Source organism: Hanamia caeni, from assembly GCF_003721595.1.
In the GTDB taxonomy this organism is placed as follows: domain Bacteria; phylum Bacteroidota; class Bacteroidia; order Chitinophagales; family Chitinophagaceae; genus Ginsengibacter; species Ginsengibacter caeni.
The window spans coordinates 113,571-130,875 of record NZ_RJJR01000004.1 but is presented as its reverse complement, the minus strand read 5'-3'; the positions used below and the strand labels follow the sequence as shown (position 1 = coordinate 130,875).

The 17,305-nt window shown below is 40.9% G+C and carries 12 protein-coding genes; 4 read left to right on the top strand and 8 right to left on the bottom strand.

What is annotated here, in order from left to right:
• Positions 1–230 precede the first annotated feature (230 nt).
• Positions 231–836 (bottom strand): DNA-3-methyladenine glycosylase, encoded by a 606-nt coding sequence (locus EFY79_RS06585; RefSeq protein WP_123119888.1) that lies wholly within the window; start codon positions 834–836, stop codon positions 231–233.
• Positions 837–904: 68 nt separating this feature from the next.
• Here EFY79_RS06585 and EFY79_RS06580 point away from each other — a divergent pair, with 68 nt between their 5' ends.
• Positions 905–1,594 (top strand): SAM-dependent methyltransferase, encoded by a 690-nt coding sequence (locus tag EFY79_RS06580; RefSeq protein ID WP_123119887.1) that lies wholly within the window; start codon positions 905–907, stop codon positions 1,592–1,594.
• Positions 1,595–1,792: 198 nt separating this feature from the next.
• Here EFY79_RS06580 and EFY79_RS06575 read toward each other — a convergent pair whose 3' ends face one another.
• Positions 1,793–2,443, bottom strand: a complete 651-nt coding sequence (locus tag EFY79_RS06575; RefSeq protein WP_123119886.1) for a hypothetical protein — start codon at positions 2,441–2,443, stop codon at positions 1,793–1,795.
• 305 nt (positions 2,444–2,748) lie between these two features.
• Here EFY79_RS06575 and EFY79_RS06570 point away from each other — a divergent pair, with 305 nt between their 5' ends.
• On the top strand, positions 2,749–3,645 hold the full coding sequence (locus tag EFY79_RS06570; RefSeq protein ID WP_123119885.1) for an AraC family transcriptional regulator: 897 nt from the start codon (positions 2,749–2,751) through the stop codon (positions 3,643–3,645).
• Positions 3,646–3,654: 9 nt separating this feature from the next.
• Here EFY79_RS06570 and EFY79_RS06565 read toward each other — a convergent pair whose 3' ends face one another.
• Together EFY79_RS06565 and EFY79_RS06560 are read right to left on the bottom strand one after the other, a co-directional pair.
• Positions 3,655–4,962, bottom strand: coding sequence for a DUF3748 domain-containing protein (locus EFY79_RS06565; RefSeq protein WP_123120056.1), 1,308 nt, complete (start codon positions 4,960–4,962; stop codon positions 3,655–3,657).
• A gap of 102 nt (positions 4,963–5,064) precedes the next feature.
• Complete coding sequence (locus tag EFY79_RS06560; protein WP_123119884.1) at positions 5,065–6,006, bottom strand: dihydrodipicolinate synthase family protein; 942 nt, start codon at positions 6,004–6,006, stop codon at positions 5,065–5,067.
• Between the two features lie 407 nt (positions 6,007–6,413).
• Here EFY79_RS06560 and EFY79_RS06555 point away from each other — a divergent pair, with 407 nt between their 5' ends.
• Positions 6,414–7,448 carry a sialidase family protein gene (locus EFY79_RS06555; RefSeq protein ID WP_199727468.1) on the top strand — a complete coding sequence of 345 codons (1,035 nt, stop codon included), beginning with the start codon at positions 6,414–6,416 and terminating at the stop codon, positions 7,446–7,448.
• 56 nt (positions 7,449–7,504) lie between these two features.
• Entirely contained in the window at positions 7,505–8,995 is a 1,491-nt protein-coding gene (locus tag EFY79_RS06550) for a sodium:solute symporter (RefSeq protein WP_123119882.1), read from the top strand.
• Between the two features lie 225 nt (positions 8,996–9,220).
• Here the strand turns inward: EFY79_RS06550 and EFY79_RS06545 are convergent, their stop codons facing one another.
• The 4 genes from EFY79_RS06545 to EFY79_RS06530 all read right to left on the bottom strand — a co-directional run bounded on the left by EFY79_RS06545 (position 9,221) and on the right by EFY79_RS06530 (position 17,305).
• Complete coding sequence (locus tag EFY79_RS06545) at positions 9,221–10,576, bottom strand: PhoPQ-activated pathogenicity-related family protein (protein ID WP_123119881.1); 1,356 nt, start codon at positions 10,574–10,576, stop codon at positions 9,221–9,223.
• A 109-nt stretch (positions 10,577–10,685) separates the two neighbouring features.
• Entirely contained in the window at positions 10,686–11,963 is a 1,278-nt protein-coding gene (locus EFY79_RS06540; protein WP_199727467.1) for a hypothetical protein, read from the bottom strand.
• 115 nt (positions 11,964–12,078) lie between these two features.
• Positions 12,079–13,776, bottom strand: coding sequence for a SusD/RagB family nutrient-binding outer membrane lipoprotein (locus tag EFY79_RS06535; protein WP_123120054.1), 1,698 nt, complete (start codon positions 13,774–13,776; stop codon positions 12,079–12,081).
• A gap of 19 nt (positions 13,777–13,795) precedes the next feature.
• Positions 13,796–17,305 (bottom strand): SusC/RagA family TonB-linked outer membrane protein, encoded by a 3,510-nt coding sequence (locus tag EFY79_RS06530; protein ID WP_199727466.1) that lies wholly within the window; start codon positions 17,303–17,305, stop codon positions 13,796–13,798.

Below are 17,305 nucleotides of genomic sequence, written 5' to 3'. Positions count from 1 at the left end.
AAATAAAAGAATCCGGTATTTGCTTTTTCGAATGTCATTGCTGCGCAAAAGTAAGTGAGAAAATAATATCAACAAATTTATTTTTTATTTTTTCCCAAATAAATTTCAAGTACCTAATCGATTTGTCAGAAGAAATCTAAGCTTATCAGCAGTTTTAAAGATAATTTAAAATAAATTTTCCCTTGATCATGAAGCTATTTAGAGCGAATTCGCTTTTGAAAATAAACTAACTAAATATTCCTGCCACTAACATATCTGTTTCCTTTCACATAAAAACGATAAGGAAGCAGGCTATCCGGACCCGCACTTTCCACCCCGATTCTTTTACTGACGCCAACCTGGTTATCGCTGAAACGTATATTATCATCCAGCAAATAAATTTCATCATCCAAAAGAAACAGGCCTGAATGATGTTTAAAAATGCCAAGCGCTTTTCCTACATTTCCGGGGCCACGTGTAATGCTGGCGTCACTCTCGTTTTTTCCAGTGCGCGCGGCCATTGCCTTAATTCCTTCCAATGGTTCAATGCCTCTTATGAGAACCGCATCCGGTATTTCCTTTTCGTTTGTAACTATGTTGAGCATCTGGTGCAGGCCATAACAAACATAAACATAGGCAGTGCCAGCCGGTGAATACATGTGTTCATTTCGCGGAGTCCTTCTTCCTCCAAAGGAATGCGAAGCTTTATCGGTAATGGCTACATAAGCTTCTGTTTCTACAATCCTGCCCGAAGTAATATTTCCTGCAAACCGCGTTACCACTATTTTGCCCAATAACTCCCGGGCAATTTGTACAACATTCTTTCTTTGATAAAAAGACAACGGAACTTTTTTCATAATTTTCAAAACAATTTTACAAAGTAAAATGCTTTCTTTTTAAAAAGATTCAAGATAATTTACCGTAAATGATATACCTGATCCCTTCTTTTTTATCTGAAAATGCGGTTGAAACCATACCAGCCTATGTGATGGAAGCCGTAAAAAAATGCACGGAAATTTTTGCAGAAAACGAAAGAACCGCGCGGCGATTTTTAAAAGCGATGGACAAAGAAATTGTGATTGACGATTTTGAATGGCATACAATTCACAAAGCAGAAGAAGAACAAATTTCAATTTTCCGGGAAAGAATACGCGATAAAAAGAACATCGCGATTATCAGTGAAGCCGGATGTCCGGGAGTAGCCGATCCCGGCCAGGTTTTAATCGCTGAAGCGCAAAAGATGCATGAAGAAATAAAGCCCCTCGTAGGGCCAAATTCCATATTACTGGCTTTAATGGCAAGCGGTTTGAACGGGCAACAGTTTTCATTTGCCGGATATTTACCGATTGATAATGCGGCAAGAATAAAAAAGATAAAACAACTTGAAGCAGAATCTTTGCAAAAAAACTGTACGCAAATTTTTATTGAAACACCTTACAGGAATAACAAATTGCTCGAAACAATTTTAGCTCATGGCAATACATCTACGAGGCTTTGCATCGCGGCTGAAATCACCTCGACTGCCGAATTTATCAAAACCAAAACGATTGAGGACTGGAAAAAGGTAAAGTTAGATCTACATAAGAAGCCGGTTATTTTTTTATTGCAGGCGTAAGTCTTTTATTGGTTAATTAGTTTATGGTAAAATTCCAGTAAACAAATTTTTATTAAGAATTTTTATTTTGAAAATTATCGTCCCAATATTTCCAAAAAATACCAATTTTGCAGTAAACAAGCTTTTATCAGTAATTTTTATTTTCATTTTTATTGGCCTGACTTATTAACCAATAAACTAATAGACCAATAACTATTATTATCCCGGCATGCGGCTGATGTATTTTTCCATTTGCTTTACCTGGTCTGCAATCTGGGGGGTAGAAGGATTTAATTTTTTCACCTTTCTGAAATATTCTTTGGCGGCCCTGAATTCCCTCTTATTGATCATGATAGAACACAATTGAAGGTAAGCTGCTGCTTCATTTTCCTTATCAGGTAGCCCAGCCCGGATTGCCTGGCGGATGTAGTTTTCAGATTCCCTCATATTACCTTTTTGCATTGCCAGCATTCCCAATTGAAGCTTGTTGGCGCCTTCGGCTTCCTTCATAGGCATGCCCAATTTGAGGCTTTTTTTCATGTGGGCTTCGGCAGTATCAAAGTCCTGGTTGGCCATTGCAAGATTGCCCTTTAAAGTAAAATAAACGGAGCGAACAGGTTTTATGAGCAGGCCCGGAAACCAGATCGAATCAATCACTTTTTGAGCGCCCTCCATGTCTCCATTTTCCATAAAACCCTGGATGAGCCTCATCGGGCCAAACAAAAAATGGCCAATAATCAGGATGGCAGCTATTAAATATAACACAAATGAAGGCCAGAAACTGGCTTCGATATTTACTATTACCGCAAGAATTAAAAAAAGGATTCCAAGGTGCAGACGATATTTAATAACAACATTTAAAAATTTCATACTTAATTTATTTGACACAAAACCTGCATCATTTTATACAAAAAAACAAATGTCGAACATTTTCGCTGAAGACTTTCCTCTTTAACCAAAATTTACTTTTCATAATTTCAAAATTGCGTTTTCTTCAAACAGGAAAAATCAATTGGCAGCGAAAACGCCTGGCCATTTGCCGCAAAAAAAGAGTATTCTGAGTAAATGAAAATCTCTTAGATCTTATCCCGATTTTTTTATAAAAAGAATTCGTAGTTCCAATCTTTTCCCCTATTTTTAATTACGTATTTTGATAACTCTAATTATCTGCAATTATGAAACCTCATTTCCATAAAGTGCCGTCACAATTAGAATCTTCCTTTAGTATTCGCCGTGATACCTCGTTTGGATCGTTATGGCATTATCATCCCGAGTTGGAACTACACTACCTGATTAAAGGACAAGGTGTTCGGTTTATTGGTGATAACATCAGCAATTTTTCTGATGGCGAAATAGTTTTGCTCGGAGAAAATGTGCCACACAAATGGCATTGCCGGCAGGAGCCAAATCAAAGTAACAACCATCCGGGTGTGGAAGCCATCGTACTCCACTTTTCGTCAAATTTTATGGGAGATGAAATGCTATCCTTGCCTGAAGCACGGCACCTGCCTATGCTATACGAAAAGGCAAAAAGAGGAATGGTAATAGTAAATGAAGCGCGTGAAAAACTGATTCCGCTGATTGAATCCGCTTCAAAAGCTGAAAACCTTGACCGGCTGATCGCCTTATTATCAATTTTGCAGGTTTTGTCAGAAACAAAAGAATATTACCAGGTAACGAGGGAACAAAGCTTTTATCAATCTGATAAATACGAAACCGAAAGATTAAATATCGTATACAGCTATACCATGGCCAATTATTCGCAGCACATCACGCTCGATAAAATCGCCAGTATAAGCAATCTTACCGCAACCTCCTTTTGCCGTTATTTTAAACTAATGACCAACAAAACATATTATGATTTTTTAACTGAAATCCGCATCAATCATGCGTGCTATTTTCTTATTGAAGATAAACTTAGCATTGAGCAAATAGCTGATAAATGCGGATTTTATAATATTTCCAATTTTTACAGGCAGTTTAAAAAAGTGATTCGAATGACGCCCCTGACTTATAAAAGGGAGTATCTTATGACAGAAAAAATGGCCGATACGGCTGCTGTATACCAGTAAAAAGAAATTCTATCTTTTAAGAGAATTCAATTTTATTACAAAAATCTGAAGGAATAATTTTCCTGTTGTTTTATCTTTTACATATTTATTAAAGGCAAGCATAAAGCCGTCGTTTGACCATACAACTGATCCGGTTAGTTTTTCTTGATTAGAGATTGGTGGAGTCAGCCGTTGAGATTTGCCGGTAGAAAGTTCTGTAACGAATACGCTGTTATCGGCAAGATAAGCAAAGTACTTTCCGTCAGGGCTAAAATTAAAAGGCCCCTGGATTGAGGAATTATTAAAGGAAAACTGCTTTATATCTCCCCCATTCGGCGACACGCCAAATAATTGCACAATACCTTTATCATCTTTGCCTAAGAATGCAATAAGACTGCCATCAGGTGTGCTTCTTAGCCAATGTCTCGGGCCCTGAATGCCATTGTAAGTGTAGGTTATCCTTCGCTGGTGCACTCCTGCCGGCACATTTGGACGCGAAGCAATGCCGCCTTCCAGGGGTTTACCGGATTTTGGTTTTGTTACATCTTCAGGAAGATCTGCCACAAAAACTTCGGACTTTTTTGATCCATCATTGTTCACTACTTCGCCCTGGAAAGCAATGGCCCTGTGCTGCCATTTTCCATCTTTTTTTTGATAACCCTTAGACCCAATCCACCCTTCATCAAAAGCGCGGTCAATTTCGTCACTTCCCGGTTTGGGATTTTCTGTAACTTCAGCAACGACTACCGCAAACATCTTTCCGCTATTGTTTTCCAGTAATGGGTCTTCAGCCACATGTACGGGATGGCCAGGCACCATGATACCAACCGTTCGAAGGTCTTTTACAGAGGAATCTTTTTTTTCCAGTTGTTGCAGTATATAATCATTATAGGTAAAGCTGATCCACTTTCCATCAGCGCTCCAGTTATGCGCATGCGTTCCACCGCGTAAGGCGCCAGGAGTAAATGGCGGAGTAATATCCCTTGCGTCCATAAAAATCGGGTGAAGTGGTTTTGCAACATCAATTGCCACCCCCGTGCGCCGGGTAAAATCATAAGGGTTCTTTTCATCAGAATTTCTGATACCATGAATAAAAATGATACGGTTTGCTGCAGGAGAAAAAGTGGCCGCGCCCACCCCTGGCCCATATTGTGTTTGATGTGTGGTATGATAAAGTTCGCGGATTTCACCTGTTTCCACATTTACCATTGAAATATTTCCGGTAGATGAGATCAGGGAATCATAATTGCGCCCATCGTAAACTATCCACTGATCATCTGGTGAAAAACATTCCATATTGTGTATGGTATGCCCATTTGGATCGTGAGTGAGTTGCATAACACGCACATTTTTTACAATGATTTGGGGTTGGCTAAAAGCCTGCATAAAAGATATCGCTGGTAAGAAAATTATCCAATATTTAATATCCATCATTTTGTGTCAGACTTTGCTAAGCTCATAACCTAATTCACGTTTCAGATGTTGATATTCTTCAAACAGGCTATCTACTTTCTCTTTCACATCAGAGGTAAAGGCTTCGGTAGGAGTTCTTGTGAAGGTATTAATGTGGATTCCCCGCTTTTGGAGATAATATTTAGCCACCAACGGATATGCGTGGTGAATAACTTCCATGTGGCCCGTTAAAAATTCCTGCACTTTGGTTACATTTCCATTTGCATGAATGTCGTTAAAATGGTCGCATAACCAGGCAATCAATTCAGGAAAAAAATTACCCTGGATACAGGAAAGCCCTGCGGCCCCGGCTTCCAAAGATGCCACCGCATTTACAGCGTACGCATCATATAAACCAAATGAGGGAATATCGTGTGTTGACTGTATTTTACTTTTGATTTGATCAATGTCGAGGCACGTATCTTTATGGTAAATTATTCTACCTGTAGCAGTAAATTTTTCAAGTTGTTGCGCACTCAACACCCTTTTATAGGGCTCCGGACACTCATAAAAGCCGAGAGGGATATTTTCTGTCAGCCTGAACAGCTCAAATATTCGCTGATCAAAAACCTCATCGCTTTCGTTTTCTTCAGCTACAAGGCTCGTTACAATGATTACCGCATTAACGCCTGTATCATAAATCCGGCGAACAAAGGCTGCTTGCTCTTCAATAGTTTCACCAAAATTACCAACTGCTACTACGGGTACTCTTCCATCCGCTATTTTCAATGTTTGATTAACGATTTGCAATCTTTCGTCTGCCGACAATTGATACATTTCGCTGGATTGGCAATTGGCAAAAAGCCCTTTAGCGCCGGCTTGAATATATAATTCTGTTAATTTGCCAAGGCCATCAAAATCAATTTCTCCATTCTCTTTAAAGGGAGTCAGCATCACGGGGATAAACTTACGGGGTACCTTATCTTTCATGAGGAAAAATTTTTGTGGTTTTAAGTTATTCTAATCAATTTGGAAGAAATATGTTACAGTTCATAAGCTCTTTTTGCCTTTCCTTAAGGCCGCGATTTACGCTATTGCTACAAAAGTAAAGCACTATGCAGAGCGCTCTTTAACGTATATTATCCATCAATTGTATCATCTTGTCATAAGTGTGGTAAAAATTCATGGAGCTAAAAAAATGCAGTATTTTTCAGAAGTTTATAGTGGGCTGTATGGCGATAGACGTTATATGAATTTCATTGTTTTTTAAATAATTCGTTTAAATTTTATCCATTTTTTATATGAGAAAGTCATTTGTGCATAAGGGAGTAATTTTTATTCTTATTATTTTGTTTGTTCAATTCAACTCTTTTTCAAAACCGTCAATTCCATTTTTCATGAATGGTATTCACCTGTCGGATACGCTTCCACTGAAAGGATTTCTTTTTGGAGACGATGAGCCCTATCCTGAATGTCACGCATCCACTATAATTCATTTAAAAAACGGAGAATTTATTGCGGCCTGGTTTGGGGGAACAAAAGAAAAGGATGATGATGTTGGCATCTGGATGACAAAAGGAAAACCTGGCAACTGGTCAAAAACATTTGAGGTAGCTAAAATTAATAATACGCCACATTGGAACCCGGTATTGTTCCAGGCGCCCGGCGGAAAAATTTATTTATTCTTCAAAGTAGGCAAAGAAATTCCTCAATGGGAAACCTGGGTAAAAACTTCAGATGATGAGGGCGAAACCTGGTCAGATGCTAAAGAACTGGTTAAGGGCGACCATGGTGGGCGTGGACCGGTAAGAAATAAGATTTTAGTACTTTCTGACGGAACCTGGCTTGCCGGCGCGTCAAACGAACAAGGAATGTGGAATGCTTTTTTTGACCGCAGTAATGACCAGGGAAAAACCTGGACTGCCACGCCATATCTCAGCATTGACCGAAATAAAATAAAAGGCAAAGGAATTATACAGCCCACCCTTTGGGAATCTTCTCCCGGGCACGTTCATGCATTGTTAAGAAGCAGCTCAGGAATCATCTGCCGCAGTGATTCTAAAGATTATGGCAAAACCTGGTCTCCCGTTTACAAAACTTCTTTACCCAATCCCAATAGCGGAATTGATGTGGCTAAATTAAGCGATGGAACGCTGGTATTGGCTTATAATCCTACTACGCACGACTGGGGCTCAAGGGGCAGACTCTCACTTGCTGTTTCTTTTGATAATGGTAAAAGCTGGCCTAAAAAAATTGATTTGGAAAATGGCAAAAAAGACGATGAATATTCCTATCCGGCAATCATAAGCTTTAATGATTCTGTTGCTGTCACTTATACTTATAACCGGAGAAAGATTGCTTACTGGATGGCCACCAAAGATTGGATAATGCACAATGCAGTTCCGATGGAGAATCAGCCAGCAGAGCCATAACGCAAGATTGAAAACCCAAAATTAAGTTCAAGCTTTAAACTTTATCTTAACTTCTTATGAGACTTATTGACATCATTGTTTTTATTGTTTATCTGGTTGGAATCACTATTTACGGAAGTTCTTTTTTCAAAAAAAACAGGACTTCAGATTCCTATTCATTAGGAAGCAGCAACATTCCAGCATGGGTGATTTCAATGTCTATTTTTGCCACTTTTGTAAGCAGCATCAGTTTTCTTGCGTTGCCCGGAAATGCGTATCTCTCCAATTGGAATGCATTTGTATTCAGCCTGTCCATTCCTGTTTCGCTTACAATTGCGGTAAAATATTTTGTTCCTTTATATAGAAAAATAAACAGTCCTTCAGCCTATACTTTTTTAGAAACCCGGTTCGGCCCCTGGGCGCGCATCTATGTTTCATCCTGCTATCTGCTAACCCAGATAATGAGAGTAGGCACTATTCTATACCTATTGGCTCTTACGCTAAATGCTGTAGTCGGCTGGGATATTGTAACTATCATTGTGGTTACCGGACTCACTGTAACCCTCTATTCTTTGTTGGGTGGTTTTGAAGCTGTAGTTTGGACAGATGCTATCCAGGGAATTATTCTGATTGGCGGTGCGCTGGCCACCCTCGTTTATATCTTTTTTGCGATGCCTGAAGGCCCTGGCCAGGTGTTTTCAATTGCGGCAAAAAATAATAAGTTTGATCTCGGTAGTTTTGGGGTAAGCCTTTCGGAGCCTACTTTTTGGGTGGTGCTGGTTTATGGCATCTTCATCAATCTTCAAAACTATGGAATCGACCAAAACTACGTACAACGATACATGGCTTCCAAAACGGAGAAGGAAGCCAAAAAATCGGCATTCTGGGGCGGCATGATATATGTTCCGGTATCTTTAGTCTTCATTTTTATCGGCACGGCATTGTATTCATTTTATCATTCCGGGGCAGCAACTTTACCGGAAGATTTGTTAGGAAAATCTGATAGAATTTTCCCTTATTTTATTGTAAATCAATTGCCGGCGGGATTAACCGGATTATTGATTGCTTCCGTATTTGCGGCCGGTATGAGCACCATATCAACGGGATTTAACAGTTCGGCCACTGTTTTTCTTACGGATTATTATAGGCGGTTTAGCACGAAGCCGGTTTCTGAGAAGAAGGCATTGCGTATTTTATATCTTTCTTCACTCATTATAAGCATCCTCGGGATGGGCGTAGCAGTGGCGATGATTAATGTTAAAAGTGCCCTCGATGCCTGGTGGCAATTAGCTTCAATTTTTAGTGGCGGAATGTTAGGCATTTTTCTCCTTGCAGCTTTTTCCAGGGTTACTAAATCAGCTCATGCACTGGCAGGAACCATAGCAGGCATACTCGTCATCCTTTGGATGAGCCTTTCGCCGCTGATATGGGGCGACGACACGCTGGCTACCCGTTTCCACAGTTTTTTAACGATCGTATTTGCCACAGCCACTATATTCTTTATAGGATTTTTCAGCGCTGTTCTTTTTCAAAAAAATAAGAGCAAAATAAGATTAACGAAAGTCTGAAACTATTAACTCTGAACTCGCTGTCTCTAAATTTCTGTTTTAAAAATGCAGTAAAGCAATAAATATTGCCATTTTATATTTTGGAATTTTGTTTTGGACTAGCAACGCAAAATACCATCAAATAAGGATTCAAAAAAGTGGGATTATTTATCGGACTTGACAGTAAACCAATAGATAATCCCACTTTTTTTCCGATAAAGAATACAGAAGTCCTGTAGGAAATTATTATAAAATTTTGCTTTTATCCACCATAAATGCCCTCGTGCTGATGGTATAGGTTCCGCCATTGGCATCTTTGTAGGTAAGATCTACATAAAAAGCACGAAAACCTTTCGCCGGAAACTTCTCGGTTACCTGTATTTTGGGCTGATGGCTGATATGAAGATCTTTACTCAGCCATATTTCGTTGCGGAAATCCTTATCATCAGAATCAGCGTACCAAATCTTAACATCTGATAAAATATTTTTTGAAGCCTCTACTGTAATTTGTACCCCGTTTTTACTTTGGGAAGTTTGCCATTTGCAAAGTGGGTATTCAGCCTTTCGCATCGTAATGCCAAAAAATGCGCTCAGTGCTTCAAAGGCGGATTCGCCATCCCCCAAATCATGGCCTGCATTGGGCACATAATGTATCATGTTGTAACCGGGGATGTTTTTTAAATAATTTTTTACATTGTCTATCACCCAATACGGGTCGTTTGTTCCCATAAATAACATTTTCGGCATGCTAAGTTTTTGCCTATAGGAATAGGGGTCTATCATTGCTATCAAATCCTGTCCATCTTCGGTACCCATGCCTTGCACTATACCGAGCTTTACATAATCTTCAATCTCAATACTGTATTCTCCATAGGCATCTAACTGGTGCTTCAGGTTTACAGGCATATTTAAAATATCAATAACCATAGGCCCGATAGCCTGTACCCGTGGATCGCTGGCGCCCGTAAGCCAGGTAGTCCATCCCCGCTTGGAAGCGCCGGAGATGACAAATCTTTTCAAGGGATGATTCAGATTTGTTTTTGAAAATTCCTGCACCGCATCCATTGCTTTTACCGCACTTTTTACCATCGGAAAAAGCAGTGGCCATGTATAATCATGATCTTCTTTAAACTGGTGAAGCGTATATGAGATAAGTGCATCTTCCGTTAAATCGCCATACAACGGCTGGTTAGGTACCTGTCGGATGATGGCCACGATTGCTTTATTTTTTGCAGATACCGAGGCAAACATCTGCGCTAGTTTATCATCACTTTTTTTCCAGTTGGGTTGCTCATCTTTATTTGAACCACCGGTGATAAACAATAAGGCCCCATCGTATTTATTTTCTTTTGGGGAAAGAATGGTTAGCTGGTGACGCCAGGTATATTTTCTCCATTTTTGGGAAGTTAAAAGCAGGTCGTACCCTTTTACTCCATTGAATTCAAATGAATCTTTTACTTCCCAATGATACATGGGTTCGGGTCTTTGCAGGTAATGCTGCAGGGCTGTAGCTGGCGTGATTGAATCCTGCGCAACCGCCGTATAAACGAAAAAAACAGGAAAACATAAAACGAGTGCGAATGACGTAAATAATTTTTTCATTTGAATTTGATTTTAGTATTAAATGTATTCTTTTATCATGTCCAATTTGTGAAGGAAAAATGGTTTTATAATTCCGATGGTGGTGCACTCTATTATGCTGATAGTACGTTCATTCTTTTTGGGGTGAAGGGGAAGTTTGTAACCAATGTAAAACTTCGTTGAGGTAGATATCGCCTGTGAGCGGGCCTAAGCTGGTCCGGCAAATGTAATCGTATCTTTTAAAGCTGTTAAAATCTACCTTGTCAAGAATGTAGCCAAAAGCATCATTTGTAAGCCCGAACAGGAATGGCTGCTTGGTGTGCATGTGGCGTTTTACGTAATATCCGATATTCGGTAAAGCCTCTCCGGGAACAGTAAGAACCTGCGCTGTCCCTATATTTAAAAGATTGAGCCTCGTAACTACAGAATCTGACCCCACCGATTTATAGGCAAGAGGAGAATGTTCTAAAATAAATTTCATTTCTTCATTTTCTACAGGAAATGTAATTGTCCGGCTTGCGCAATAAAGGTCGGGGTCGTTTTGTACAGGAGCATCGGAAATAATCCTTAAAGCTTCATCTGCTAACAAATACCCAATACGGACACATTCATTCCAGTCATTGGCTTCCTTTCCGCCAGGCAATCGATTGTCTGCTGTAACCATTCCTCCCTGAGCGCTGTTCATAAAAATAGCCACTCCGCCACCTTTTTCTGCAATTCTATCGTATAACGGCCCACATAGATCAGGGCTCAAAATATCGCGCGATGAGCCTATGATTTCAGGATGGATTGCATAATTAATCAAAGTGGAGATGGGTTTACCCTTATTACTACCTGAACTTGAGATTACCTGCAACACACTGCAGCGTGGATCATAAAGTTCGGGAGCATAATAATTATAAGCAATTTTTCCTTTGGCTTCTCCTATCGCGGTTTTCAAATAGGCAGCCTGCAGATTGGTAGCAGCTTCATTGACCGCATCGGCTATTTGATGTACACACCAGTCGAGGTATTTTAAATCTACAGAAGATTTACCGTTTCTGTCAGGAAATCCATAAGCATCCGGAGCGCTGTGCGTGTGGGTTGCGCCAATAAGAATATTCTCCGGCGGTATCCCTTTTATTAATTTCCTCGATTTATCTCCCAAAGCGGAAGGCCAACCTAAATTATCTACGCTTACAATTGCAATTGCAGTTGTGCCTTTTTGCAAAACAAGCGCCCGTACATACAGATTTCCTTTTTGAATATGCGCCGGATTGGGCGTGCCAACTCCTCCCGATACGGGCAATAAAGGATGGGGTGTTATAACGCGGACAGCCACCCCAGCCTTAAAAACCTGGGCCGGGGATGTGTCAGGCAGCAACAAAAAAAACAACACAAAACAAATGCAAACTCTTTGTAGGTTCACTGTCAAACCAGTTGGGAATAACGACGTTTTAAAATAAGATGTTTTACGATTACTTTTTGTTTTATGGCCCACGATTTTCAGTTTGTGATTGTTGGTTTATAAATTCAGCCAGGAATTACCATGGTTTCCCTGTGCCCTGCAAAACCCACATCTTTGTCCAGGGGCTGTTTTTATTTCCATCGGCTCCAAATCCTGAGTAATTGGTTACCTCCAGCTTATCAGCTGCGGCCTGTTCGTTTGCACTATTGAGATTTTGCTCAGATTTGGGATAATAGAACCTTAGCGGCAATTCGGGTGCAATCGTACGACCTTGAACACCATGCAAGGCAGGATAACCGGTTCTTCTGAAATCAAACCATGATTCCGTTGCGCTGGTCCAGTTTGCGATCCATTTTTGCTCTATAATTTGTTGTTGGGTATTATTAAAAACTACGCCCGGCTGCTGTATATAATCAGAATATGCGCTGCTTAATCCCCAGTTTTCCAAAGAGGACCTGATACCTGCATAATATTCATTTTCTGCGTCCGCTGAGGTCCATCCTTTAACGGCCCTGGCTTCTGCAATAATAAAATGCACTTCAGCAGCAGACATAAGGCGGGCTTTCAACAGTGGCCCTTTGGAATTGGAATATATGCTATTAACCCACGAAACGTGTGGATTGTGCGAGGCCTGGTTGAGGTCGGGACTTAGGTTATAAGCCTGCGGACCGGTAAGGGCTATGGGAAGCCCCACATATTCAGGATCCTGGTTAATGTCATTTACTGTAAGGTTACGACTGGAAAGTATATCAGGAGAAATGTACCGGACTTTCCTGCTTTCTCCGTTTACTACGGTATCGGTGGTATAATCAGAGCCGGGAGGAAGATCGTCAATAACCTTTAAAAATACCTGGACTTTATTGGCAAAAATTCCGATACGCGGGTCATTCAGACTCTCAAGAGCCGTCACAAAAGTGTTACACATTTTGATTCTTCGATACTCACTGCTGTCGCCGTTGAAAGTGGTATTATTTGGCCAGGAATCATCATTGCTGTCTCCTGCAAAAGACATTGCAGCATCATCAGCGGCAGAGGTAATGATCGGATAGTCCGTTGGATTATTTACAATCATTTCAATACCTGCTTTGGCCTCATCAGGTAATTTTCCGGAAATTCTCATGTAATATCGCAATGCAAGAGAATTAGCCAATTTGCGCCATTTAGCCGCGTTGCCATTGTAATACAAATCTGCACCTCCCGGATTGACTGAATATTCATTCGCAGGTTTTGAAAGCAGTTGGTTTGCGGTCTTCAAATCATTCAAAATACCTTCATAAATTGATTTTTGATCATCGTATTTCGGAAAAGTTTTGTCCTGGCCACCTTCATCCCCCTGTAAGGCAGCACTGTAGGGCACATCCCCATACAAATCTGTGAGAAGGCCAAACATCATTGATTTCATAACAAGCGTAATGCCCTGCAACAAGTCATCTTTTGATTCCACCGCTTTATCATATACAAATTGATTATTCCGTAAAATACTGTAATACTGATCCCATGGATTGTCTCCTCCCCAATCGTAATTATTATGCGCTGAGCCCCAGCCATCTTTTTGGGTATATTGCATCACGCCCGCAATATCTCCATAGCCAAGGCCCACAAAAGTTTTCCCCGCTTCCGACAGTACAGTAGATAGTACAAGATTCGGATTGGTTGTTTTCGGATCAGCGCCATTTGGGTTTTCATTTAATGTCTCCAAATGCTTGACGCAGGAAAAAGCGAAGGCGCAAAGAAAAATATATAATACGATATGAAACTTATTAATTGACTTCATAACCATTGATTTTAATTTTTTAAAAAGTGACATTTAACCTGACACCGATGGGAATTACCCAGGGCATTACATTGTATCTTTCTATTCCCTGTTTAAACTGGATTCCGCCTCCCTGAAAATCGGCACTGGGCTGGTAGGCGTTTTCAGGATCCACGCCTATGCCAGCCGCCGTCCATAAAATAATATTGCGACTATACACAGAAAGCGTAGCATTTTGAATTCTCAATGAATTGGCTAACCCGGCAGGAATGCCATAAGAAAACGAGATTTCACGAAGCTTCAGATAAGATGCAGAAAATAATTCCGGCTCGGTAAAGTCCCATGGATTGGAAGCCGCGTAAGGCACCGGCAAAGTCACATTAGGATTGGAAGGATCAACACCCAGAACATTTTCTCCCAGGTTTTCAATATACCCGGTGGGATTTCCATTCGCATCAAACCCTGAGGCGTATACGCCCGGAATAATTAATCCGCCATAAGGCAATTTAATACCGCTAAATTCAAATGGGAAACTTCTGTGTTCAGGCGTGGGCCATCCCACCCTCGGAAAATGATTACCATTTACAATAATCAGATCTTTAGCATGGGCCACCAAATAATCACGCAGCTCTTTGCCGGTCATACTTCCGGCATCAAAAAATTGTTTTAGCTGAAGAGAAGCCCTGCCATCTTCCATTCCATACCTGTAGGTTTGCGATACAAACTGCCCACCATTTCTCCAGTCGAATGACATGTTAAGGCTCCAGTTTTTCCAACTGATAGAGGTTTGCAGGCCCATAATAAATTTCGGATTGAAATTGCCAATCTTATTTTTGGTATTATGAGCGTCTATAGCTGACCATTTTGCACCTCCATCAGCAAATTCCAATAACGGATAACCATAGTAAGGAGAAGACTTATCCGTTACCGTTCTCAACTTCGGTCCGTAAATATCTCCTACGTCCTCACCTACGTAAGTCCAGGCGCCACCTTTTGCATCTTCCCAAAAAGTGAAATAAGGCATTTCATTCGCAAGCTTTATGATGCGCGTACGGTTCCTGGTGAGGTTTGCGTTGATATCCCACCTGAAGTTGCTGGTTTGTACGGGCGTTCCTCCCACTGTGAATTCAAAACCGCGGCTTCTTACCAGGCCCGCATTGATATTTTTTGAAGTATAGCCGGATGAAGGAGGAAGCTGGGTAGTGAAGATTTGGTTTTTATTTTCAAGAATGTAATAAGTAGCGGATAAATTAAACCTGTTTTTAAATAACGTGATGTCCAAGCCGCCTTCATAAGAAGTGGCAATTTCAGGCTTCAGATCCGGGTTGAGTAAAGTACCTGAAGTGGATAGCCTTGGGATATTTCCCCAGGTGCCCGCATTAGATAATACACTTAACAACTGGTACGGCGACGCATCATTACCCACCTGCGCTATGCCGCCGCGCAACTTGATAAGATTAATATTTGGTGAGGTGAGGCCTGCTATTTTATTCATCAATAAGCTTAAAGATGCGGATGGGTAAAAATATGGCTCAACATTAGGCAAAGTGCTGGACCAGTCATTGCGGCCTGTAACATCTAAATAAATTTCGTCCAGAAAGCCCAGCGAGGCTGTTCCGTAAACACTATTTGTTCCTTTCTGAAAAGAAAAATTACTAAAATCAAGCGACGCCGGTAAGATATTCTGAATGGTATACACATTAGGAACAATAAGGCCAGTGCCGGATTTGGTAGCATTCCTGATCGAACTGTTTTTCTGATACCTGATATTTCCTCCTGCAGAAACAGACAAATTAAATTTGTTGAGATCCTTCTTATACGTGGCCAGAAAATCTGCGTTGCTTTCAAAAGATTTGAGGTTAATTAAACCATAAGCGCCGCGGGGATCTTCCGTATAGCTGGTAGGTATTTTAAATTCCCTTTGTTCTGTATAGGTATCTAAACCATAGCGGAACATCATGCTGAATTGCGGAGTAATTTGCCAATCAGCTTTTACATTGCCATATAGCCTGTCCCTGACAAAGCTGTTCTTAACTTCATGAGCCAGGAAATAAGGGTTGTTGTATTCACCATTATATTGGGTTCGTTGCTGAAGGCCCACCTGGCCCGGCATCCAATAATCTTTCAGGTCATTTATGTCAATGTGAGGGGATACTGAATACGCCCATTGGAGTGGGTTTGTTCCCCTTTCACCCGCAGGGCGGCTATTTGAATTATTGCGGCTTAAATTGATATTAGTGCTGATTCGTAGTTTTTGATACACCTTTACAGAAGTGCTGAGATCAAGTGAATTTCTGAACAAATCTGAATTTGGGATTACACCTTTATTCGTCATGTTTGAATAGGAAATCCGATAATTAACTGCATCCGAACTATTGGCAACTGAAACGCTGTTGTTGGTAGTAATTCCTGTTTGCACGAAATCTTTTACATTATCAGGGTGTGACACCAAAGGCAACGGAACACGTTTACCATTTTCATCGAGCGGGCTGTTCCATTGCACCGCCATGTATCCCTTGTCTAATTCACCGCCGTAAGTTCCGCCCACATCTTCCTGGATAAGTCCTCCAAACGGATCAGTTAATATATTGCCCGTCAAATCTGAAGGAATGGCAGAAAATTGTCCTGATCCATATTTGGTTTGCCATTCTAAAAATTTATAGGGCTTATCGAAAACGGTGCTGGAAGTAACAGAAACTGTAAGCTTATTGACGCCTCTTCCGTTTTTTGTAGTAATCAAAACCACACCATTTCCCGCACGCGATCCGTATAAAGCCGCAGCGCTTGGGCCTTTCAAAACAGTTACACTCGCCACATCGTCAGGGTTGATGCTGGAGATGGCATTACCAAAATCCACCCGGTTATCGCTTCCAACTGCAGATACATTATTAAGTGTATTTGCAATGGGTACGCCATCCACCACAAATAGTGGCTGATTATCACTGCTCAACGAATTCGCACCACGAATAATCATGCTTACAGATGACCCGGGGCCGCCAGTCTGGTTGATCGTAACGCCGGAAACTTTCCCTGCCAGCGAATTCAAAACATTTTCCTGCGCCACGCGGTTAATGTCCTTTCCATCTACTTCTCCAATTGAATATCCGAGTGATTTCTTCTCTCTTGAGATACCCAGCGCAGTGACCACTACATTAGAAAGCTCCTGGCTGGAAGTTTTCAAAATGACATTTACCGCGGTTCTCCCCTCCAGGGCGACTTCGGTAGCTTCGTAGCCAATATAACTCACCGTTAGAATTGCGTTCGGCTTTGAAACCCTGATCGAAAAACTTCCATCCTCTTTAGAGGTAGTGGCATTATTGGTTCCTTTTTCCCTGATGGTGGCGCCACTCAATGGCCCGTTTTCATCAGATACCATTCCATTAATGATAACATCCGCAGGCTGATTTCCCGGTTTGATATCGCTGTCGTTGAAAACAGGCGCGGCGTTTTTGTGCGATCCACTTGTATTTTTCCCGCCGACGGCAACTGAAAACACGAGGCAGAAAACGGCCAGCGGAAGTAGTTTTGCAATTTTATAATTAGATTTCAT

Bases quoted from the DNA above. Each gene is read 5' to 3' on its own strand.
- EFY79_RS06585 (WP_123119888.1), bottom strand. From the start codon at position 836: ATGAAAAAAGTTCCGTTGTCTTTTTATCAAAGAAAGAATGTTGTACAA.
- EFY79_RS06580 (WP_123119887.1), top strand. From the start codon at position 905: ATGATATACCTGATCCCTTCTTTTTTATCTGAAAATGCGGTTGAAACC.
- EFY79_RS06575 (WP_123119886.1), bottom strand. From the start codon at position 2,443: ATGAAATTTTTAAATGTTGTTATTAAATATCGTCTGCACCTTGGAATC.
- EFY79_RS06570 (WP_123119885.1), top strand. From the start codon at position 2,749: ATGAAACCTCATTTCCATAAAGTGCCGTCACAATTAGAATCTTCCTTT.
- EFY79_RS06565 (WP_123120056.1), bottom strand. From the start codon at position 4,962: ATGCAACTCACTCACGATCCAAATGGGCATACCATACACAATATGGAA.
- EFY79_RS06560 (WP_123119884.1), bottom strand. From the start codon at position 6,006: ATGAAAGATAAGGTACCCCGTAAGTTTATCCCCGTGATGCTGACTCCC.
- EFY79_RS06555 (WP_199727468.1), top strand. From the start codon at position 6,414: ATGAATGGTATTCACCTGTCGGATACGCTTCCACTGAAAGGATTTCTT.
- EFY79_RS06550 (WP_123119882.1), top strand. From the start codon at position 7,505: ATGAGACTTATTGACATCATTGTTTTTATTGTTTATCTGGTTGGAATC.
- EFY79_RS06545 (WP_123119881.1), bottom strand. From the start codon at position 10,576: ATGAAAAAATTATTTACGTCATTCGCACTCGTTTTATGTTTTCCTGTT.
- EFY79_RS06535 (WP_123120054.1), bottom strand. From the start codon at position 13,776: ATGAAGTCAATTAATAAGTTTCATATCGTATTATATATTTTTCTTTGC.
- EFY79_RS06530 (WP_199727466.1), bottom strand. From the start codon at position 17,305: ATGAAATCTAATTATAAAATTGCAAAACTACTTCCGCTGGCCGTTTTC.